Raw genomic sequence first — 20,918 nt, 5'->3', positions numbered from 1 at the left:
AAGCGGGCGCCCCACGTTGTGGGGCGCCCTCGTCCGTAACCTCATCGAGCGACCAGGCGTGCTCTTTCGTGTCCGTCGCCCCTGACGTGTCCTGGGGTCGAACTGTCCATCAAAGGACTGGCCTCGCGTGGGTACTCGATTCAGTTGCGGAAGTACACCTCTGGTCTACACCCGTCGCCCGCCCAGCACAAGGGATCGGCGCACGTACGTCGACCCGCGGCCCCCAGCCAGACCCCAAGTAGGGTTCGGCGCATGTCCGAGGTCTTCGACGCACTGTTGTCCCTCGAGGGGGTTCGCGACGCTGCGGACCGGTCGCGGGAAGCGTGCACCCAGTTGCGATGGCACGCCGCGCTGCGCCGCCGGATCCCCGAAGCCGCCGCGGAGTCCCGGGTCCGCGGGGCTCGGGCGACGGCGCTGCTGGAAGGGGTCGAGGTCGACCAGAAAACAGTGCGCGACCTGTTGCGCGGGGCCTTGGACTGGCCACAGCAGCCGGATCCGTGGGAGTTGACCCTGCGCGGCGCCGTGCAGGTCACCGCGGCGACCGAAGCCAGCACCGGGGCCGTGCTCCTGCAGGACCTGGTCCGTCTTCAGATCGCCGCCGCGGAGCCGGTCTCCAGCGCCGACGAGCTCGGTCGGCCGCGTGCCGATGGTGAGACCTCCCAGGAGTTCGCCACCCTCGGCGCAGCCCCACCCGCCGCAGAAGCGCTCGACCGGTTGCGCTCGGTGCTCGCCCTGCTGGACGCCGACAACATCCCGGCACCGGTTGGCGGTGCCCTCTTGCACGCGGAAATCGCTGTGGCCCGGCCGTTTACCCGCGGCAACGGCCTGGTGGCCCGGGCCGCGCACCGTGGCTATCTGCGCACCAGCGGCCTGGATCCCACCGGGGTCGCGGTCATCGAAGCCGGGTACGCTGCCAAGGGCAGCGCCGACTACCTGGGTGCCCTCACGGCGTACGCACAAGGGGGCACCGAGGGAGTGCGGCTGTGGCTGATCCACAGCGCGGACGCGGTCGTGGCGGCCGCCGCAGAGGGCAGCCGGATCTGCGACGCGGTCCTCGCCGGTCGGCTCAGCTGACGTCCTCTTCCGCCGGCAGGGGACTGTCCACCACGACGCCCAATTCGCTGTCGGCCGGCGGCAACGCCTCGATCGCGGCGCGCCGCAGCGCCAGCACCGCCCGGCCCACCCGCAGCGTGAACATCACGCTGATCGTCAGCAGGAAGGCCGCTAGCGGCAACTCGATCAGCAGCGCCGACAGCAACGACCACATCTGGTCCTTCCGGCCTGCCGTGGTGACGTCGAACCACGCATCCGCGATCAACAGCGCTCCCGCCCCGCTGGCACTCACGACCAGCAGGAACCGCCGCCGCCACGCAAAGAACGCGGTCAGCCCGAGGAAGATCGTCAGCAGGATGTCGAAGCCGACCCACGTCGTGTCCCACCCACGCGACAGGTGGACCTCCGGCAACCGGATACCGAGGTAGAACGTCCACGGGATCAGCAGGACAGTTGCCAGCACTGTGACGACGAGCGCGCGGCGCCGCCGACGGCTGAGTGTCGCAGCGTCCGCGGACAGCACGTCCTGCAGCGACATCCGCCCCGCTTCCTCGCCGCGATCGCGGGCGTTGGTGACGTGGATCAGCGCCAGCAATTCGCGGCGTTGTCGCGAGGAGAGCGCGGCCACCTCGGCAGCGCTCAGCGTGCGCGCGCCATCCTCCACGAAGTCCTCCAACTGTTGCCCGGGTCACATGCAACGTGTGTGCAACGGCACAATGGGTGCAATAGGAACTCTGTCACCGTACGCACGCCCCAAGGGAGAGGCCATCGTGAGCGAAGAGACCCTGTCCAACCTGTTGCACGAAGATCGCAGCTTCCCACCGGACCCCGCGTTCGCCGCGCAGGCCAACGGTACGGCGGATCTCTATGAGCAGGCCGACGCCGACCGTGACGGATTCTGGGCCCAGCAGGCCCGCACCCGCCTGACGTGGAGCAAGGACTTCGGACAGGTCCTCGATTGGTCCGAGGCTCCCGTCGCCAAGTGGTTCGTCGGCGGCGAGTTGAACGCCGCCTACAACTGCGTCGACCGGCACGTCGAAGCCGGCAACGGTGACCGGGTCGCGCTGCACTTCGTAGGTGAGCCGCAGGACGACACCCGATCCATCACGTACGCCGAGTTGCTGGCTGACGTGCAGAAGGCGGCTAACGCGCTCAAGGACTTGGGCGTCCAGACCGGGGATCGCGTCGCGGTCTATCTGCCGATGATCCCCGAGGCCGTCGTCGCCCTGCTGGCGTGTGCCCGGATCGGCGCCCCGCACTCGGTGGTCTTCGGTGGCTTCTCCTCCGATGCGTTGCGCTCGCGGATCTCCGACGCCGACGCCAAGGTGGTCATCACCGCCGACGGTGGCTATCGGCGCGGCAAGCCCTCGGCCCTCAAACCAGCGGTCGACGAAGCGGTCACCGGCGACAGCCCGGTCGAGCACGTGCTCGTGGTGCGCCGCACCGGCCAGGACGTCGCCTGGACCGACAAGGACATCTGGTGGCACGACGCGCTGGAGGCCGCTGATCCCGAATGTGCCCCCGTGCCAGTGGATTCCGAGCACCCACTCTTCCTGCTCTACACCTCCGGCACGACCGGCAAACCCAAGGGCATCCTGCACACCACCGGTGGCTACTTGCTCCAGGCGGCCTACACCAACTCTGTCGTGCACGACGTGCACCCCGAGACCGACGTCTACTGGTGCACCGCCGACGTGGGTTGGGTGACCGGCCACTCCTACATCGTCTACGGGCCGCTGGCCAACGGCGCGACCCAGGTGCTCTATGAAGGCACACCCGACACCCCGCACAAGGGCCGCTGGTGGGAGATCATCGAGCAGTTCAAGGTGTCGATCTTCTACACCGCTCCGACGGCGATCCGCACCTGCATGAAGTGGGGCAAGGAGATCCCGGAGAAGTTCGATCTGTCCTCGATCCGGGTGCTTGGCTCCGTCGGTGAGCCGATCAACCCGGAGGCGTGGATCTGGTATCACGACGTCATCGGCGCCGGGAAGGCCCCGATCGTCGACACCTGGTGGCAGACCGAGACCGGGGCGATCATGATCTCGGCGCTGCCCGGTGTCACCTCGTTGCGCCCCGGTTCGGCCCAGATCGCCGTACCCGGAATCAGCGTGGATGTCGTTGATGACGCGGGCAATTCGGTGCCCAACGGATCCGGTGGCTACCTGATCGTCGACAAGCCGTGGCCAGCCATGCTGCGCGGGGTGTGGGGAGACCTGCAGCGGTTCAAGGACACCTACTGGGCGCGTTTCCCCGGGATCTACTTCGCCGGCGACGGTGCCAAGAAGGACGAGGACGGCAACATCTGGGTCCTCGGCCGGGTGGACGATGTCATGAACGTCTCCGGGCACCGGTTGTCGACCACGGAGATCGAGTCGGCGCTCGTGTCACACCCGAAGGTCGCCGAAGCAGCCGTCGTCGGTGCGACCGACGACACCACCGGTCAGGCAGTCTGCGCGTTCGTGATCCTGCGCGGCGACGCGGTGCAGGAAGCCGACGAACCCGGCGAGGGCGGTGACCTCGTGACCGAGTTGCGCAACCACGTCGCCAAGGAGATCGGCCCGATCGCCAAACCCCGTCAGATCATGGTGGTGGCCGAGCTGCCGAAGACCCGCTCGGGCAAGATCATGCGCCGCCTGCTGCGCGATGTCGCCGAGAATCGCGAGGTCGGTGACGTCACGACCCTGGCGGACTCCTCGGTGATGGATCTGATCAAGAGCGGCCTGTCGGGCAAGGACTGAGCCGGAAGACCGGATGCACCTCGGCCGCCGCCGCCAGGTCGGCGGCCGAGGCAGCTGGTCCGACCCCATCGAAGAACGACTTCACCTCGAAACCCCACTTCTTCAGATACGCCCGCAGCACCGGCACCGCCTCGTCGCCGTGGACCTGCTCGATGACGTACGCCGATCGCCGGCTTCGCTTGCGCAGCACCACCGTGCGGGCCACCCGTGCGTTGCGCACCCACTGCGTCTCCCCGCGGGCCGCCACCAGGTAGAGCGAACCGTCCAGGGGTAGCGGGTTCACGGCCGCGGTCCGCTCCTTGCCACTGGCGCGACCGCGAACGATCAACTGCTGCATACCCATCGGGCCGACGCCGTGTTTGGCCATCCAGTTCATCAATCGGTTGAACAACCGCTCGACACCGTTCTGTTCGATCACCGTCGTTGCCATGGCTCCCTCTCGCTTTGTGAGCAGCGCTCTCTATTTCTACATCAGCATGACCCGCGTGCGGCCGTAATTCAAGAGCAGTGCTCACATTTGTGACCAGTGATCACGAATTTGCGACAATGGCTGCCATGACGCAGGGAGTGCGGGCTGCTAGGGCCCGAGCCGAGACCATGGCGCAGATCCTGGCCCTCGGTCGCGAGCAACTGGCCGAGCGCGGCGCCGCAGACCTCTCGGTGCGGGCCATCGCTCGTGACCTGGGAATGGTCTCTTCGGGGATCTACCGCTACGTGGCCACCCGTGACGAGTTGCTGACGGCCTTGATCATCGACTCGTACAACCAGTTGGGTGAGCAGGTGGAGCAGGCGGCTGCTGGCCGCGGCGCGCCCGGTCGCCGGTTCATCCGCGCCGCGAACGCCGCCCGCAATTGGGGGCGTGACCATCCGCACGACTGGGCGCTGATCTTCGGTTCCCCGGTGCCCGGTTACCAAGCGCCGCGCGACACCGTGCAACCAGGCGTCCGGGTCGCCTCCGTTCTGGTGTCTTTGACGACCGAGCAGCACCACGGTGAGGGACTGCTCCCACCGCTTCGCCCGATGCCCATCTCCCGGCGCCTGTCCCATCAGTCCGCGCTGGTGCGAGAGGCCCTGGTCACCGACCTCCCCGACGACGCGGTCCTGCGCTGCGTGATGGCCTGGGCCATGATCAACGGCGCCATCTCCTTCGAACTCTTCGGGCAACTGGCCAATACCTTCGATCCGGCTGACGACGCCCTTGCCTACGCCTTCCGCGGCGCCGCCCTTCTCGTGGGATTTCCCGATGTCGACTGACAGCGGCCCCGGGGTCCTGCGCCGGTTGTTCTCCCGCAGCGACGACCCGGAGGAGAATCTGCGCCTGACCGACCTGCTGCGCCAGGAGACCACCGGTGGCCTGCTGCTGCTCGTGGCAACGGCAGCGGCCCTGATCTGGGCCAACTCACCCTGGCGGTCGGCGTACGAAAGCCTCTCGAGCACCCAGATCGGCCCGGCGTCCCTGCACCTCCATCTGGACCTGGCGACGTGGGCGGCCGACGGGCTGCTGGCCGTCTTCTTCTTCGTGGTCGGCCTCGAACTCAAACACGAGATCGTCCACGGGTCGCTGCGCGATCCGAGCAAGGCGGCCGTCCCGATCGTGGCCGCTGTCTGCGGCATGATCGTGCCCGCTCTGCTCTATCTGGCCGTCCAGTGGGCCTCCCCGCACGGCGTACCCCTGGGCTGGGCGGTGCCCATCGCCACCGACATCGCCTTCGCGCTCGCCGTCCTCGCGGTGGTGGGCAGTGCTCTGCCGGACGGCCTTCGCACCTTCTTGCTGACCCTGGCCGTGGTTGACGACCTCATCGCCATCGTGGTGATCGCCATCTTCTTCTCCGCCGGAATCAACGTCGGCCTGTTGGCGGCCAGCCTTGCATTGATCGCGGTGTTCGCCTACCTGGCCAACTCAGGACGTCTGTGGTGGTGGGTGCTGATCCCGCTGGCCGTCGCGGCGTGGATCTGCATGCACGCCAGCGGCGTTCACGCCACGATTGCCGGCGTACTGCTGGGACTGTCGCTGCCGGCCTCACGCGTACACGCCATCGATCACCGGATACGGCCGATCTCGGCCGGCCTGTGCGTTCCGATCTTTGCCTTCTTCGCCGCCGGGGTGACCGTCGTCGGCGGCGGCCTCGCCGAAGCGCTGAGGGACCCGGTGACAATCGGCGTCATCGTCGGTCTGGTTCTCGGCAAGGTTCTCGGCATCACCCTCAGCACCTTCGCGATGGCCCGCTTCACCAGGGCCGAACTGGACGACGACATCCACTGGCTGGACATCGTCGGGCTGGGTCTGCTGGCGGGCGTCGGGTTCACGGTGTCGCTGTTGATCGGCGAGTTGGCATTCGGCCCGGGCACCGAGGAGGACGACCACGTGAAGGTCGCCATCCTGATCGGATCACTCCTGTCGGCCGGCTCGGCCGCCCTGGTGCTCGGGCAGCGCAGCCGCCGACGCGCCGCACCGTGAACTGCCCAAGGACCGCCGACTGAGCCGTTCGCGGTGCCGCCCCCGATACAGTGAGCACGAGCCGGGGACTGCCGAGGTCCCGGCAGCAACAGTCAACGTCTTTGCAGGAGGATGAGAATGGCCGACCAGCGCTCGATCGGGCAGATGGTGTCCGACGTGACCACCGACCTGTCCTCGATCGTCCACAACGAGATCGCCCTGGCCAAGCTGGAGATCAAGGCCGACGTCACCAAGGGCGGCAAGGGCACGGTGTTCCTGGTCGTCGCGGCCGGTGCTGCGCTCTACGGCTTGGGTTTCCTGCTGTCGGCTGCTGCGTCCGGGATCCACGCCGCCGGGCTGCCGAGTTGGCTCAGCATCCTCATCATCGCGCTGGTTTTGTTCATCGTCGCCGGCATCACCGCGTTGATCGGCATCAAGAATCTCAAGCGCATCCAGGGCAAACCGGTCAAGACCATCGCCAACGCGCAGGAAACGGTCGCCGACCTGAAGGTCGCGGCCAAACCCAGCAACAACTAGCAAGCAGGGTCTAGCGGGTCCAGAACCTCTCCGGGACTATCCGACGGTCTTCCCGGTCCCAGGGCCGGGTCAGGCCGGCCGCGTCGAGCACCGTGTCCAGCAGGATCGCGGTGAAACCCCAGATGTAGAACCCGTCGACCTCGAAGGCCGGTGCCGCGAACCCTCGGGTGGGGTGCACGGACATGAACCGGTTGACGGGGTCGGTCAGATCGTCGACGGCCACCCGTCCTACCCGGGCCACTTCTGCGGGATCGAGTACGCCGATCGGGTGCGGCGAGCGCCACCAGGACAGCACCGGTTGTACGGCAAAACCGGTGACACTCAACGGGATCGGATCAATGCTGGCCAGCACGTCCACCGTCGACGGCTCGAGGCCGACCTCTTCATGTGCCTCCCGCAATGCCGCCGCCGTTGCGTCGGCGTCCGTCGGGTCGATGGTTCCGCCGGGTAGCGCCACTTGTCCCGCATGATTGCGCAAGGTGTCGGAGCGCTGGGTCAGCACGATGTCGCTGCCGCGTTCGCCGGGGCCGAAGAGCATCAGCACCGCCGAGCGGCGGGCGCGATCGTTGACCGGCTCCTGCCACGGCGTACCCACCTCATGAGCGGTCGCGGCCAAGCGGTTGAGCCAACCGGGGATCGCCTCATCGGCAGTTGGGTGTTCGGTCATCGTCTTGCCTCCGGGCCGAGTGTAGGAAACGCGCCGACGCGCGATGACACGCGGGCGAACGGTCATGGACGCCCGGTGCACTCCCCTGCCACTATCACCACAGGGCGACCGTCGGACGGCGCCGCACAACCGCAGGGAGGTGGTGTGATGGCGCTGACCGTCGCTCAGGATTGGGACCGCCTGGCCAAGGACAACGGCGGGATCGGCTTCGTCGACACGCTGCTGCGCGGAGCAGGCCAGGTGATGTTCCAGGACAACCCCGTCACCGGGCTGTTGTTCCTGGTCGGCATCACCTGGGGCGCGCTCGCAGCTGATCAGTGGGAGGTCGCGGTCGGCTCGGTGGTTGCCCTTCTCATTGCCACCATCACCGCCAAGCTGCTTGCTGTCGACCAAACGGCCGTGCGGCAGGGCCTCTACGGCTTCAACGGCATCCTGGTCGGGGCGGCGGTGCCGACGTTCCTGGGCACCAACTCCTACATGTGGGTCTACCTGATCGTGGGAGCGGCCGTGTCCACGGTCGTCATGATGGCCATCGCGAACATCGGGGCGACGTGGGGCGTTCCCGCGCTCACCTTCCCGTTCGTGTTGACCACGTGGTTCCTGGTGCTCGGCGCGTGGTCGTTCAATCACATCAAACCGGTCGCGCTCGGCCCCACCGGATTTCCCGTGGCCATCGACAACAACGCGGCACACGTCGCGGTGTCTGCCTCGATGCTGGCCGAGACCCTGTTCCGCAACGTCGCACAGGTCTTCCTGATCAACAACGTCGTGACCGGTGTCATCTTCGTGATCGCCCTGGCGGTCAGTTCCCGATGGAGCGCAGCGTTCGCACTGCTGGGCTCGGCTCTGGCCATCGCGACCGCCCTCGTTCTCGGCGCCTCGGGCTCGGGAATCAGCAACGGGCTGTACGGATTCAGCGCAGTCCTGACCGCCATCGCCTTAGGCAGCATTTTCTACACCCCGGGCTGGCGGGTGCTGGCGTTCACCGTCCTCGGCACCATCTTCACCGTGATCATCCAGGGCGCACTCAACGCAGCGCTCTCCCCGGTCGGTATCCCGACCTTCACTGCCCCGTTCGTCTTCGCCACCTGGCTCTTCCTACTGCCGAAGGAGAAGTTCATGCCCATCCCGCACGCACCGATCGCCCATGATGCCGTGTCCACCAAGACCACCAGTGGGGCGTCCTCATGACCGCGGTGGCGGCCGTCAACAGCGGCGACACCGCGTGGCTGATGATCTGCACCGCTCTGGTGTTGTTCATGGTGCCGGGTCTGGCGCTGTTCTACGCGGGGATGATGGGCACCCGCAACACGCTGGTGATGTTGCAGCAGAACGTGATCCCGCTGGCTCTGATCAGTCTCACCTGGGTCGTGATCGGCTACAGCCTGGCCTTCGGCAACGACACCGGCAAGGGCATCATCTCCGATCTCGGTCTCTTCGGACTGCGCAACCTCGACCAAGCGCCGGCACCCAACCTGCACGTCGTCGTGCCGGGTATCGCCGTACCCACACTGGCCTTCGTCGCCTACCAGATGATGTTCGCGATCATCACTCCCGCGCTGGCCACGGGGGCGGTCGCCAACCGGCTCAAGGCGCTCGGCTGGGCCGTCTTCCTGGTCTTGTGGTCGATCCTGGTCTACCCACCGATCGCGCACTGGCTGTGGGCCCCCACCGGCTGGTTGACCAAGCTCGGCGCGCAGGACTGGGCGGGCGGAATGGTCGTGCACGCGGCCGCTGGTGCCGCTGCCCTGGCGCTGCTGGTGGTACTCGGCCGGCGCCGCGTCTGGCCGGATCGGGCCGCGCTGCCGCACTCCATTCCGATGGTCGTGCTGGGCGCTGGCATCCTGTGGTTCGGCTGGTTCGGCTTCAACGCCGGAGACGGTCTGCGCGCTGACGGCATCGCGGCGCAGGCCCTGATCAATTCACAGGTGGCGGCCGCCGCGGCGATGTTGGTCTGGCTGTTGATCGAGCGCTCGAGTGATGGGCACGCGACCGTCCTCGGCGGAGTCACCGGCGCCATCGCCGGGTTGGCAACGGTCACCCCTGCCGCCGGTTACGTCAGCACCTTCTCGGCTGTCGCGATCGGTGCGCTCGCCGGATTGATCTGCCACCTCGCGTTGCAGCTGAAGAAGATCTTCAAGTACGACGATGCCCTGGACGTCATCGCCGTTCACTTCGTGGGCGGCATCCTTGGCACCATCATGGTGGGGTTCTTCGGTGAGAAGGCGATCAACGCGATCGGCGCCGACGGCCTGTTCTTCGGCGGCGGCCTCAGCCTGCTGGGCAAGCAGTTGCTGGCTCTGGTTGCGGTCATTGCCTTTTCGTTCGTTGCCACCTGGTTGATCGCCATGGCCATCCAGAAGACGATCGGTCTGCGGGTGGACGCCGACGACGAGGATCACCTCGACGCTGTCCAGCAAGCGATGACCGCCTACCACGACGACACCGCACCCGTGCCCGCCAGCGACCGACAACGGTAGGAACGGGCGTTGCCCGATCCATATCGCGCGCAACTCATCGGCGCTACAGTCACTCTCAACCCGACCGCACAAGGCGGAACACAACCACCCACGACGGGGAGCAGCAATGGATCTCAGCCCACGCGAAATCGACAAGCTGTACATCTACCAGGTCGCTGAACTCGCCCGGCGTCGCCGTGATCGCGGCACCAAGCTGAACATCAGCGAGGCGCAAGCGTTGATCTCCGAGGCAGTGTTGGAAGCGGCCCGGGATGGCAAGACCGTCGCGCAGTGCATGGAGCTGGGCAAGACCGTCGTCTCCGCCGACCAGTGCATGGACGGGGTTCGCGAGCGGATCACCTTGTTGCAGATCGAGGCCACCTTCCCCGACGGCACCAAACTGGTTTCCTGTCACGACCCCGTCGCCGGCTGACGTGACCGTCTCCGCCGAACGCGTCGTCCTCGTCGGAGGGCACGAGAGCGACGACGGCGCAGCGCTGGACCGGTTGACCCGGTCCGAGCCAACGTGGACTGCGACCACGACCGGTCGACCCTTGGCCAGCGCCGTCGAAACCGCCCTGAGCGCAGGCGAATCCGTGACCGTCGTGCCGATGACCTTCGGACGCGACCCCGTCCTGGTCGCCGATACCGCCAAGACGCTGGCCTGGATCCGCGACCGTCGCGGCGGCCCGCTCCGGCTGACGGCACCGTTCGGCACGACAGACCATCTCATCGCTCATCTGCGCAGCGCGGCGATCCGTCTGCAACGTCGTGCGCCGGGGTCCGCGTTGGTGATCGCCGCGCGGTCCAGCGACAGTTTCAACAACGCCGAGTTGCACCGCTGCGCCTACTTGGTCGGAGCCGAGTCCACAACCCCGGAGATCGCCGTCGCGCTGGGCACCGGCACCCCCAGCCTTGCCGCGACGGCAGAGCGCCTGCGCCGGCTGGGTTTCGGTGCCAGCGGCGTGGTGCCGGCCGGTTTCCAGACCGACCTCGATCTGCCGCCGGGTACACCCGCACACGCGATGTCGTGGTGCGGGCCGCTGATCGGGGATGCTGCCGCCCGGCGGATCATCACCGAACGTGTCGCGAGCGCCCGTCACGACTGGCAGCACGGCACGGACGGCATCGATTCCGCACTGAACGCCGACCACGACCACGGCTACGCGCACTCCCACGGCGACACCGCACCCGGTCATGGCCACACCCACACCCACGGGCATGGCCACGGACACTCGCATCACCCCACCCCTGCAGGAAAGGAACGTCATGGCCTCCCGCAAACCGCAGTATGAGCACCAATCTGACGACATCGAGATCAACGCCGGGCGAGCATCGGTCACCCTCCGGGTGACCAACACCGGTGATCGGCCTGTGCAGGTGGGTTCGCACTTCCACTTCTTCGAGGCCAACCGGGCGCTGCTGTTCGAGCGGGAACTGGCCTGGGGTTCGCACCTGGACATCCCGGCAGGCACCGGTGTCCGCTTCGAACCCGGTGAGACCAAGGAGGTGACCCTCGTGGCCTACGCGGGTGGCCGCTACCTCGTGGGCTTCAACGGTCTGGTCGACGGCGGGCTGGACGCTCCGCACACCAAGGTCGCTGCACTGGCGGCGTTGGAGCCCAACGGTTTCCAGAACGGCGCCCCCGCCGCGCGCGTCGGGAAGGCACCTGCCGCCAAGAAGGCGACTGCGAAGAAGGCCCCGGCCAAGAAGACGACCACGAAGGGTGCACGCTGATGGCGATTCTCTCCCGCAAGGAGTACACCGACCTGTTCGGACCCACCCGCGGTGACAAGGTCCAACTCGCCGACACCAACCTGGTGATCGAGATCGAGAAGGACTTCGCCGAGGGTCACTACGGCGACGAAGTCGTCTACGGCGGCGGCAAGTCGGCTCGCGACGGGATGGCCCAGGACCCGCGCGCCAGCCAGACCCAGGGCGCGCTCGACCTGCTGATCACCAACGTCATCGTGCTGGACCCGATCCTCGGGGTCGTGAAGGCCGACATCGGGATCAAGGACGGCGTCATCGCCGGCGTCGGCAAGTCTGGTAACCCGCAGCTTCAGGACGGTGTCGACCCGAAGCTGCTGGTCGGCCCGGGCACCGAGATCATCGCCGGTGAGCACATGATCGCCACCGCCGGGGCCATGGACGCCCACGTGCACTACATCTCGCCCCAGCAGGCGCACGATGCGCTGAGCAACGGGATCACGACCTTGTTCGGTGGCGGCACCGGCCCCACCGACGGCACTAACGGCACCACCTGCACCCCCGGCGCGTGGAACATCCACCGGATGCTGCAGTCGGTCGAAGCGATGCCGGTCAACATGGGCATCATGGGCAAGGGCAACGGCTCCCTCGCCCAAGCCCTCGCCGAGCAACTCGAAGCCGGTGCAGCCGGTTTGAAGGTGCACGAGGACTGGGGCACGACCCCCGCAGCCCTGTCCAAGGCGCTGGACGTCGCCGACGAGTACGACGTGCAGATCGCTGTCCACACCGACAGCCTCAACGAGGCCGGCTTCGTCGAGGACACGATCAACGCGATCAACGGCCGGGCGATCCACACGTATCACACCGAAGGCGCCGGCGGCGGGCACGCACCGGACATCATGAAGATCGCCAGCAGCGCCAACGTGCTGCCGTCCTCTACCAACCCGACGCTGCCCTACACGGTGAACTCGGTCGATGAGCTGCTGGACATGGTGATGGTCTGTCACCACCTGTCCCACGACATCCCCGAGGACGTCGCCTTCGCCGACTCGCGGGTGCGCGCCGAAACCATCTCGGCCGAGACCGTGCTGCATGACCTGGGCGTCCTGTCGATCTTCTCCTCCGACTCCCAAGCCATGGGTCGGATCGGCGAGTCGGTGACCCGCGCCTTCCAGACCGCGCACCACTGCAAGGACAAGCGCGGCAAGTTGCCGGAGGACGCCGACGGCAACGACAACTTCCGGGTGCTGCGCTACCTGGCGAAGGTCACCATCAATCCGGCTATCGCGCAGGGCATTTCGGACTACGTCGGGTCGTTGGAAACCGGCAAGCTGGCCGACATCGTGCTGTGGCCGATCGACTCGTTCGCCGCGAAACCGAAGATGGTCATCAAGGGCGGCATGGTCAGTTGGGCGCAGATGGGCGACCCCAACGCCTCGCTGCCGACCCCGCAGCCGGTCTACTACCGGCCGATGTTCGGTGCGATCGGCAAGACCCTGCAGAAGACCCGTGCGACCTTCATGTCGCAGGCGGCGATCGACAAGGGCGTGCCCGAGCAACTCGGTCTGGAGAGCCAGGTGTTCCCGGTACGGCGCACGCGCACCGTCGGCAAGAAGGACATGGTGCGCAACAGCGCCACCCCCGTCATCGAGGTCGATCCGGAGACGTACGTCGTGACCCTGGACGGCGTGCCCGCGCACATCGAGCCGGCCGAGTCCCTGCCGCTGACGCAGCTGTTCTACCTTGTCTGATCCGGGCATCTCCTCCGACGTCGGCCAGTTGCTGTTCAGCCTGCAGCTGGCCGACTCGGCTTTTCCCAGTGGGCTTTACACGATGTCCCACGGTCTGGAGGGCTTCCGGCAACGCGGCCTGGTCGATCCCGACGAGGTCGGTGAGTTGCTGGCGGACCTGCTGCGTACGTCGATCGGCCCCGCGGACGCCACCGCGCTGGCCCGGGTCCACGATGCGGCCCGGGCGGGCGACCTGCGCGAGATCCAGCGGATCGACCAGCTGCTCTTCGCCACCAAGCTGAACCGCGAACTGCGGGCCGCCTCCGTGCGCAGTGGACGCCAACTGATGCGCACGGCTGGCCCGCTCGTGGACGATCCGGTGGTCTCGGCGTACGGCGAGTTGGTCAGCTCTCGCGAGGTGCCCGGGTGCCAACCGGTGATCAGCGGAATCTGTTACGCCGCAGCGGGAGTCAGCGTCGAACGGGCGGTTGCCTCAGACCTGTTCGCGTTCGCATCCAGCTTCACCGGAGCGGCTCTGCGGCTGCGGCTGGCGGACCACATTGCCGCGCAGCTGATCCTGCGGGAGGTCGCCTCGACCGTTGAAGAGGTCGCCGCCGCGGCCGTCACGCGGCCGGCCGAGGACATCGGCGGTTTCGCACCGCTGACCGACATCTGCTCGGCAGGACACGAACGGGCCGATGCGCGCCTGTTCACCACGTAGCATCAGCCACACCGCACGACTAGCAGGAGGGCGAGTCCCCATGTCCACCAACGTTCTACGCATCGGCATCGGTGGCCCGGTCGGATCGGGCAAGACCGCACTCACCGAAGCGCTCGTCCCCATCCTCATCGAGGCCGGCCGCCACCCGGGGGTGATCACCAACGACATCTACACCCAGGAGGACGCCCATCACGTACGCCGTGAACTCGCCGGCATCCTGGATCCCGAGCGGGTGATCGGGGTCGAGACCGGTGCGTGCCCGCACACGGCCGTGCGCGATGACCCCACGATGAACCTGGCCGCCGGCGAAGACCTGCTGGAGCAGTTCCCGGAGATCGACACGCTGATCTACGAGTCCGGCGGCGACAACCTCACGCTGACCTTCTCCCCCGCGCTGGCCGACGTGTTCGTCTTCGTGCTGGACACCTCCGAGGGCGAGAAGATGCCGCGCAAACGCGGGCCTGGGATCACCGAGAGCGACATCCTGGTGATCAACAAGATCGACATCGCGCAGTACGTGCGCACCGATCTGTCCGTGATGGAGCGGGACGCCCACGCCGTCCGGGACGGGGCGCCCGTGGTCCTCACCAACTCCCTCGAGGGCACCGGCCTGCCGCAACTGCACGAGGAGATCATGGCCGTCTGGGCCAGCCGTCAGCCGGATCCGGTGGGATGAGCGCCATCGCCCTGGATCACCGCTTACAACCCGCCCATTACGAGATCGACCGGGTCCCTGCCGAGGTCGCCGGGTATGGCCCGGGCGGCGGTCACTTGCCGGTGGGCAGCCCGGGGAAGGTCGGCGTACTCGAACTGGACTTCGAGGTGCGCACCCACCGTGGCGGGCCGCGCACGGAACTGACGCACCACTACCAGAAGAGTCCGCTGCAGATCATGCGGCCGCTCTACTACGACCAGGGCCGCCCGGACATCCCCTACACCTACGTGATGACCACCGGTGGCGGTGTGCTGCAGGGCGACCGGCAGCGCATGGACCTACGGTTCGGGCCCGGGTCCGCCAGCCACGTCACCACCCAGGCGCACACCAAGATCTATCGGATGGAGCACGGCTACGCCGCCTCCCAGATCAACCTGATGATCGAGGCGGGCGCGTACGCCGAGTTTCTGCCCGATCCGGTCATCCCCTATGCGAATTCCCGCTTCTACCAACGGGTTCGGGCCGTTGTGCATCCTGACGCGACCGCGGTGCTGGGCGAGACGGTCTACGCCGGCCGCCTCTCCCGTGGCGAGCGCGGTGAGTACGACGTGTACGCCGCCGATCTGGAAGTGCTGCGCCCCGACGGATCACCCTTGCTCCTGGACCGCGTGCGGTTGGTGCCCAGCGCCTCTGGTCCGGCCGGGATCGCCGATCGCGACATCATGGCATCGCTCTACGTGATCAGCCCGTTGCAGCCGGCCGGCGTCGTCGCTGATCGCTTGCACGAAGCGCTCGCGCCGATGACCGAGGACGGCACGCTCTTCGGCGTCAGTGTGCTGCCGGCAGATTGCGGTGCGTGGGTGCGGATCCTCGGTGACGACACCGTGCAGCTGCAGCGGCTCACGACGACGGCGTGGCAGGTCACGCGGGAGCTGCTACTCGGCGTACCCGCACCGCGGATCCGCAAGTAGGCCGCTTCAGTCCCGACTTTTGCAGCGCAACTCACTGCGTCGGTGCTTCCTGGGGTGAGTTGCGCTGCAAAAATCGGGGTAGTCGGGGCTAGTTGTACTGCCCCGGGACGTTAGGAACGGTTCTCGGCCTGTCGGCGTGACTTGAGGAAGACCTCCGGGTGAGGTGTGAAGCGACGAAGCAAACACATCCCCAAACCCGGAGGTCCTCATGGTCCACGCTAATGCCCCGCTTTCTGCGACTGGTCGCCTGCGCCTGGCGCGGTGCGTGGTGGACGATGGGTGGCCGTTGCGGCGGGCCGCAGACCGGTTCGGGGTCTCGGTCACCACCGCGCACCGCTGGGCGGTGTCGACGACGCTTGAAAACGAGGCCATAGCGACGGTCGAAAACGAGGCCACCCAGACAGATTGGATGGGTGATCTCTGTGGAGGATTGGGCTTTGATCCGGCGGCTGGTGGCGGATGGTGTTCCGCAGCGTCAGGTCGCACGAGAGTTGGGCATTGGCAGGTCGACGGTGGAGCGGGCGTTGGCCTCGGACCGGCCCCCGAAGTACGAGCGGCCAGCGGGTCCGACATCGTTCACGCCGTTCGAGCCGGCGGTGCGGCAACTGCTGGTGAAGACACCAGACATGCCAGCGACGGTGATCGCCGAACGGGTCGGCTGGACGGGGTCGATCACCTGGTTCCGTGACAACGTGCGGCGTTTGCGACCTGAGCATCGGCCGGTTGACCCCTGCGATCGGTTGATTTGGTTGCCGGGTGACGCGGCGCAGTGCGACCTGTGGTTCCCGCCGCGGAAGATCCCGCTGGAGGACGGCAGCAGGACGTTGCTGCCGGTGATGGTGATCACTGCCGCGCATTCCCGGTTCATGGTCGGGCGGATGATCCCGACCCGCCATACCCAGGACCTGTTGCTGGGCATGTGGGAACTGCTGCAAGACCTCGGCCGGGTTCCGCGTCGGTTGATCTGGGACAACGAGACTGGGATCGGTCGCGGGAAGCGGCATGCCGAGGGAGTCGGCGCGTTCACCGGCACCTTGGCGACCACCCTGTTGCGGTTGAAGCCCTACGACCCTGAATCCAAGGGTGTGGTCGAACGCCGCAACCGCTACTACGAGACGTCCTTTATGCCCGGGCGGACCTTTGAGTCACCGGCTGACTTCGATGCCCAGTTCCGCGACTGGCTTGGACTGGCGAATAGCCGTGTCGTGCGGACCATCAAGGCTCGCCCGGTCGATCTGGTCGATGCCGACCGGGCCGCGATGCTGCCGCTGCCACCCGTGCCGCCAGCGGTGGGATGGGTCAACCGGGTCCGGCTGGGACGTGACTACTACGTGCGTGTCGACAGCAGCGACTACTCCGTGGAACCGAACGTGATCGGCAGATTCGTCGACGTCCACGCCGACCTGGCCAGGGTCGAAGTCCGCCACGAGGGCCGCCTGGTCGCCGCCCACCAGCGGGTGTGGGCACGCGGGATGACGATCACCGACCCGGCCCACGTCGCGGCCGCGAAAGTCCTGCGTGAGCAGTTCCAACTACCCCGACCAGCCGCCGATCCCGACCAGGAGTTGGCACGGGACCTGGCCGAATACGACCGGGCCTTCGGCCTGATCGATGGCGAGGAGGTCGCCTGATGGCCACGAAGAAGACCGAGACGACCGAGGCGCTGAAACAGCTGACCTACCTGGCATCAGCGTTGAAGGCGCCCCGGATCACCGAAGCCGCGGCCCGGTTGGCTGATCATGCCAGGGACGCCGGCTGGACCCACGAGGAGTACCTCGCCGCAGTCCTGGATCGTGAGGTCGCCGCCCGCAACGCCTCCGGCGCCCAGCTGCGGATCCGCGCCGCCGGGTTCGGGGCGAGGAAGACGATCGAGGAGTTCGACTGGGATGCCCAACCCGCCGTCCGGCAACAGGTCGCATCCTTGGCCTCGGGTGGATTCCTCACCGAAGCCCGCAACGTCGTGCTGCTCGGGCCACCCGGCACCGGCAAGACCCACCTGGCCACCGGACTGGGGATCGCCGCGGCCAACCACGGACACCGTGTGCTGTTCGCCACCGCAACCGAGTGGGTCACCCGCCTGACCGATGCCCACCAGGCCGGTCGACTCCCGCAAGAACTCGCCCGACTGCGCCGCTACAGCCTGATCATCGTCGACGAAGTCGGCTACCTACCCTTCGAACAAGACGCCGCGAACCTGTTCTTCCAACTCGTGTCATCGCGCTATGAACACGCCTCGCTCATCCTCACCAGCAACCTGCCATTCAGCGGCTGGGGCGGCGTATTCGGCGACCAAGCCGTCGCCGCCGCCATGATCGACAGAGTCGTCCACCACGCCGACGTCCTCACCCTCAAAGGCGCCAGCTACCGGCTACGCAACCGCGGGATCGACACCCTGCCCAGCATCAGAACCCAAGACACGGCAAACTAGACAACACGAACCGGTGGCCTCATTTTCGAGCGTCGCAACGGCCTCACTTTCGAGCGACGTCGACAGGCGGCCCGGTACCGCCAGCATGGTGCGGCGGGGATGTGCGATCGTCCCAGCCGGCCCCAGTCATGTCCGCACCGCACCAGTAGGCGCCGGGAACGGCGAGTCCTGGGGTTACGGGTTTCGCGGCGGTGGGGGCCGGCCCGGATCGCCTACCACCTGGGGATGAATCCGGCCACGGTGCACCGCATCCTGACCCGGTACCGGTGTCTTCGGTTGTCCTGGACGGACCCGGCCACTGGTGCCCCGGTACGGGCCGGTCGTCGAAAGGTGGTGCGCTACGAACGCGACGCCCCGGGTGATTTGGTCCACGTGGACATCAAGAAGCTGGGCCGCATCCCCGATGGGGGTGGACACCGGGTCCATGGCCGCGCTGCGGGGAAAGCTAACTCCCGTGCTACCTCCAGCAGTGGGCGGGGGTATGCCTACCTGCACCACGCGGTCGATGACCACTCCCGGTACGCCTACTCAGAGATCCTGGCCGATGAGAAGAAGGAGACCGCGACCGCGTTCATGCAACGGGCGGTGGCGCACTTCGCGCAGGTCGGGATCACCACGGACCGGGTGATGACCGACAACGGGTCCTGTTACCGCTCCCACCTATTCCGGAACATGCTGCAGGACCATGGGATCACCCATAAACGCACCCGCCCCTACACCCCGAAAACCAACGGGAAAGTCGAGCGGTTCAACCGGACCCTGACCGAGGAGTGGGCCTACGCCCGCCCCTACACCAGCGAGACCGAACGCGCCGCCGCGTACGAGGACTTCCTGCACATCTACAATCACCACCGCGCACACACCGCGCTCAAAGGTGGCTCACCCGCAGACCGCGTACCCAACCTGGCGGGGCACTACAGCTAGTCCAGGCCGGCGAAGGTGCCCGACGGTGCCCCGGCAGCGCCAGGTGCCAACTCGAACTTGAGCAGCTTGCGGGCCTTGGTCGCGTCCAGTTCGCCCTCGCCGTACGACGGGCACCACTGGGCGACCGGGCACACCCCACACGCGGGTTTCTTGGCGTGACACAACCGGCGGCCGTGGAAGATCAGCACGTGCGACAGCATCGTCCAGTCCTTGCGCGGGAACATCGCGCCGATGATGCCTTCGACCTTCACCGGGTCGGTCTCATCGGTCCAGCCCAACCGGCGCACCAACCGGCCGAAATGCGTGTCGACGGTGATGCCGGGCACGCCGAAGGCATTGCCCAGGACGACGTTCGCGGTTTTGCGGCCGACTCCGGGCAGGGTCACCAGGTCCTTGAGCCGGCCGGGAACCTCACCCCCGAAGTTCTCCAGCAACGCTTGCGCCAGCGTCTGCACGGAATTCGCCTTGACCCGGTAGAACCCCGTGGGCCGCAGAATTTCCTCCAGCTCGGTGCGATCAGCGCCGGCGAGCGCCGCTGCGTCCGGGTAACGCGCGAACAGCACAGGTGTCACCTTGTTGACCCCGACGTCGGTGGTTTGCGCCGAGAGAACGGTGGCAACCAGGAGCTGTAGCGGGCTGCTGAAATCCAGCTCGCAGTGCGCGTACGGATAGGCCTCGTGCAGCGCTCGATAGGTCTTGCGGGCCCGGCGCACTCGCCCGGTCGGGGTCTCGGCGCTGATGTCCAGGCGTTTCAACTGATGCCGTCCTCGGTGTGGCCGCGAAAGCGTTCTTGTGTTGCATGGCACACTAACCCTGTGGAGATCGACGCCGTCCGTAAGGCAGCCCTGTTCGCACCCCTGAATGATCACGATGCCCAGGCCCTGCTGGAGTCGATGACTCCCGCGCGGGTGCCGCGTGGCCGCGAGCTGTTCCACGAGGGTGACCAGGGCGACTCGCTGTATGTGATCACCGAGGGCAAGGTGAAGTTGGGCCGGCGTTCTTCGGACGGTCGGGAGAACCTGCTGGCGATCCTCGGCTCCGGCGAAATGCTCGGCGAGCTCAGCCTCTTCGACCCCGGCCCGCGCGCCGCAACCGCCACCGCAGTGTCGGATGTGGAGCTGGTCGGCCTCGCGCACGCGGACATGACAGCGTTCCTGTCCACCCGCCCCGAGGTTGCGATGACCATGCTGGGCACCTTGGCCCGTCGGTTGCGCCGCACCAACGAAGCCCTGGGTGACCTGGTCTTCACGGACGTGCCCGGTCGCGTCGCCAAGGCGCTCCTCGACCTGTCCGAGCGGTTCGGCAAGCCGGTGGACGACGGCATCCTGGTCGCGCACGACCTGACCCAGGAAGAGTTGGCCCAGCTGGTCGGCGCTTCTCGCGAAACCGTCAACAAGGCCCTGGCCGACTTCACCTCGCGCGGCTGGATCAAGCTCGAGGCCCGTGCGGTGACCCTGTTGGACACCGAGCGCCTGCAGCGCCGCGCCCGCTGACTTCGCTCAGGCCCGCAGTAGGCCGAGTTCGCCGCTGAAGGGGTCGAAGTCTCGGTCCGACGCGAGCAGATGATGACCCTGGCTGATGCAGAACGACGCAATGATGACGTCGGCGGTCTTGCGGATCGTGAATCCACGTCGGCGCAATTGTCGGTATCGCTGGGCGGCATCCACCGCCTGATGCGCGCCAAGCATCTCGAAGATCGTGAGTCGGCGCAGTTCGAGTTCAGCCTGTCGGGCATGTCGCTCGTCGCGGAATCCTTGCAAGACCTCGGCGAGGATGAGGTCCCCCAGGGCCAACGGTTCAGTCCCCAACAGGGCATCGAGCCGATCGGACTCGGCCGTCGATCTACCGTTGAAATAGTCGACCCACACGCTGGAGTCGACCACGA

Annotated in this window: 22 protein-coding genes and 2 pseudogenes; 19 read left to right on the top strand and 5 right to left on the bottom strand. The window is 67.1% G+C overall.

Annotated features, from left to right (window positions below):
* Positions 1 to 252: 252 nt before the first annotated feature.
* Positions 253 to 1,074, top strand: a complete 822-nt coding sequence (locus tag DR843_RS18350) for a Fic family protein (protein ID WP_109688171.1) — start codon at positions 253 to 255, stop codon at positions 1,072 to 1,074.
* Here DR843_RS18350 and DR843_RS18345 read toward each other — a convergent pair.
* Positions 1,067 to 1,717: a hypothetical protein gene (locus DR843_RS18345; protein ID WP_146202627.1), complete on the bottom strand. Its 651-nt coding sequence runs from the start codon at positions 1,715 to 1,717 to the stop codon at positions 1,067 to 1,069. The genes DR843_RS18350 and DR843_RS18345 overlap by 8 nt on opposite strands.
* Positions 1,718 to 1,769: 52 nt before the next feature.
* Between DR843_RS18345 and acs the strand changes: the two genes are divergently transcribed.
* Positions 1,770 to 3,794, top strand: a complete 2,025-nt coding sequence (gene acs, locus DR843_RS18340) for an acetate--CoA ligase (protein WP_109688167.1) — start codon at positions 1,770 to 1,772, stop codon at positions 3,792 to 3,794.
* On the opposite strand, the gene DR843_RS18335 is transcribed toward acs, so the two are convergent.
* Complete coding sequence (locus DR843_RS18335) at positions 3,766 to 4,224, bottom strand: nitroreductase/quinone reductase family protein (RefSeq protein WP_109688165.1); 459 nt, start codon at positions 4,222 to 4,224, stop codon at positions 3,766 to 3,768. The two genes, acs and DR843_RS18335, sit on opposite strands and share 29 nt — an antisense overlap.
* A 125-nt stretch (positions 4,225 to 4,349) precedes the next feature.
* On the opposite strand from DR843_RS18335, the gene DR843_RS18330 reads away from it, so the two are divergent.
* From DR843_RS18330 to DR843_RS18320, 3 genes are all read left to right on the top strand, one after another.
* Positions 4,350 to 5,048, top strand: a complete 699-nt coding sequence (locus DR843_RS18330) for a TetR/AcrR family transcriptional regulator (protein ID WP_109689181.1) — start codon at positions 4,350 to 4,352, stop codon at positions 5,046 to 5,048.
* Entirely contained in the window at positions 5,038 to 6,252 is a 1,215-nt protein-coding gene (gene nhaA, locus DR843_RS18325) for a Na+/H+ antiporter NhaA (RefSeq protein ID WP_109688163.1), read from the top strand. The genes DR843_RS18330 and nhaA overlap by 11 nt, the downstream gene beginning before the upstream one ends.
* A 117-nt stretch (positions 6,253 to 6,369) precedes the next feature.
* Positions 6,370 to 6,768: a phage holin family protein gene (locus DR843_RS18320; protein WP_109688161.1), complete on the top strand. Its 399-nt coding sequence runs from the start codon at positions 6,370 to 6,372 to the stop codon at positions 6,766 to 6,768.
* A 10-nt stretch (positions 6,769 to 6,778) separates the two neighbouring features.
* Here DR843_RS18320 and DR843_RS18315 read toward each other — a convergent pair whose 3' ends face one another.
* Entirely contained in the window at positions 6,779 to 7,435 is a 657-nt protein-coding gene (locus DR843_RS18315; protein WP_109688159.1) for an NUDIX hydrolase, read from the bottom strand.
* A 147-nt stretch (positions 7,436 to 7,582) separates the two neighbouring features.
* On the opposite strand from DR843_RS18315, the gene yut reads away from it, so the two are divergent.
* The 13 genes and pseudogenes from yut to DR843_RS18250 all read left to right on the top strand — a co-directional run.
* Entirely contained in the window at positions 7,583 to 8,626 is a 1,044-nt protein-coding gene (gene yut / locus DR843_RS18310) for an urea transporter (RefSeq protein WP_109688157.1), read from the top strand.
* The gene (locus DR843_RS18305; RefSeq protein ID WP_109688156.1) at positions 8,623 to 9,915 is read left to right on the top strand and encodes an ammonium transporter; all 1,293 of its coding nucleotides are present in this window, start codon (positions 8,623 to 8,625) and stop codon (positions 9,913 to 9,915) included. Before yut ends, DR843_RS18305 begins: the two co-directional genes overlap by 4 nt.
* A gap of 106 nt (positions 9,916 to 10,021) precedes the next feature.
* Positions 10,022 to 10,327, top strand: coding sequence for an urease subunit gamma (locus DR843_RS18300; RefSeq protein WP_109688154.1), 306 nt, complete (start codon positions 10,022 to 10,024; stop codon positions 10,325 to 10,327).
* Position 10,328: 1 nt separating this feature from the next.
* Positions 10,329 to 11,189, top strand: a complete 861-nt coding sequence (locus DR843_RS18295; protein ID WP_109688152.1) for a sirohydrochlorin chelatase — start codon at positions 10,329 to 10,331, stop codon at positions 11,187 to 11,189.
* Complete coding sequence (locus DR843_RS18290; protein ID WP_109688150.1) at positions 11,164 to 11,631, top strand: urease subunit beta; 468 nt, start codon at positions 11,164 to 11,166, stop codon at positions 11,629 to 11,631. The genes DR843_RS18295 and DR843_RS18290 overlap by 26 nt, the downstream gene beginning before the upstream one ends.
* Positions 11,631 to 13,355: an urease subunit alpha gene (gene ureC, locus DR843_RS18285; protein WP_109688149.1), complete on the top strand. Its 1,725-nt coding sequence runs from the start codon at positions 11,631 to 11,633 to the stop codon at positions 13,353 to 13,355. The genes DR843_RS18290 and ureC overlap by 1 nt, the downstream gene beginning before the upstream one ends.
* Positions 13,348 to 14,055, top strand: a complete 708-nt coding sequence (locus DR843_RS18280; protein WP_245934193.1) for an urease accessory protein UreF — start codon at positions 13,348 to 13,350, stop codon at positions 14,053 to 14,055. Before ureC ends, DR843_RS18280 begins: the two co-directional genes overlap by 8 nt.
* A 40-nt stretch (positions 14,056 to 14,095) precedes the next feature.
* A complete protein-coding gene (gene ureG, locus DR843_RS18275; protein ID WP_109688147.1) occupies positions 14,096 to 14,731 on the top strand; it encodes an urease accessory protein UreG in 636 nt (211 codons plus the stop codon).
* Complete coding sequence (locus tag DR843_RS18270) at positions 14,728 to 15,681, top strand: urease accessory protein UreD (RefSeq protein ID WP_109688145.1); 954 nt, start codon at positions 14,728 to 14,730, stop codon at positions 15,679 to 15,681. Before ureG ends, DR843_RS18270 begins: the two co-directional genes overlap by 4 nt.
* Before the next feature lie 208 nt (positions 15,682 to 15,889).
* Positions 15,890 to 16,024: pseudogene (locus tag DR843_RS18265) on the top strand (helix-turn-helix domain-containing protein); the annotation flags it as partial.
* Between the two features lie 70 nt (positions 16,025 to 16,094).
* Positions 16,095 to 17,312 carry an IS21 family transposase gene (istA, locus tag DR843_RS18260; RefSeq protein WP_109683678.1) on the top strand — a complete coding sequence of 406 codons (1,218 nt, stop codon included), beginning with the start codon at positions 16,095 to 16,097 and terminating at the stop codon, positions 17,310 to 17,312.
* The gene (istB, locus tag DR843_RS18255) at positions 17,312 to 18,109 is read left to right on the top strand and encodes an IS21-like element helper ATPase IstB (protein WP_109683679.1); all 798 of its coding nucleotides are present in this window, start codon (positions 17,312 to 17,314) and stop codon (positions 18,107 to 18,109) included. Before istA ends, istB begins: the two co-directional genes overlap by 1 nt.
* A gap of 60 nt (positions 18,110 to 18,169) precedes the next feature.
* Positions 18,170 to 19,033: pseudogene (locus tag DR843_RS18250) on the top strand (IS481 family transposase); the annotation flags it as partial.
* Here DR843_RS18250 and nth read toward each other — a convergent pair.
* Positions 19,030 to 19,788 (bottom strand): endonuclease III, encoded by a 759-nt coding sequence (gene nth, locus DR843_RS18245; RefSeq protein WP_109688141.1) that lies wholly within the window; start codon positions 19,786 to 19,788, stop codon positions 19,030 to 19,032. The pseudogene DR843_RS18250 and the gene nth sit on opposite strands and share 4 nt — an antisense overlap.
* 60 nt (positions 19,789 to 19,848) lie before the next feature.
* Between nth and DR843_RS18240 the strand changes: the two genes are divergently transcribed.
* Entirely contained in the window at positions 19,849 to 20,526 is a 678-nt protein-coding gene (locus tag DR843_RS18240; protein ID WP_172461507.1) for a Crp/Fnr family transcriptional regulator, read from the top strand.
* Between the two features lie 6 nt (positions 20,527 to 20,532).
* Here DR843_RS18240 and vapC read toward each other — a convergent pair whose 3' ends face one another.
* The gene (vapC, locus tag DR843_RS18235) at positions 20,533 to 20,916 is read right to left on the bottom strand and encodes a type II toxin-antitoxin system VapC family toxin (RefSeq protein ID WP_211310284.1); all 384 of its coding nucleotides are present in this window, start codon (positions 20,914 to 20,916) and stop codon (positions 20,533 to 20,535) included.
* Between the last annotated feature and the right edge of the window lie 2 nt (positions 20,917 to 20,918).

This window comes from Branchiibius hedensis, from assembly GCF_900108585.1.
Classification (GTDB): Bacteria; Actinomycetota; Actinomycetes; order Actinomycetales; family Dermatophilaceae; genus Branchiibius; species Branchiibius hedensis.
Note: the sequence above shows the minus strand (reverse complement) of the source record. Positions and strands in the feature narration are given on the sequence as shown.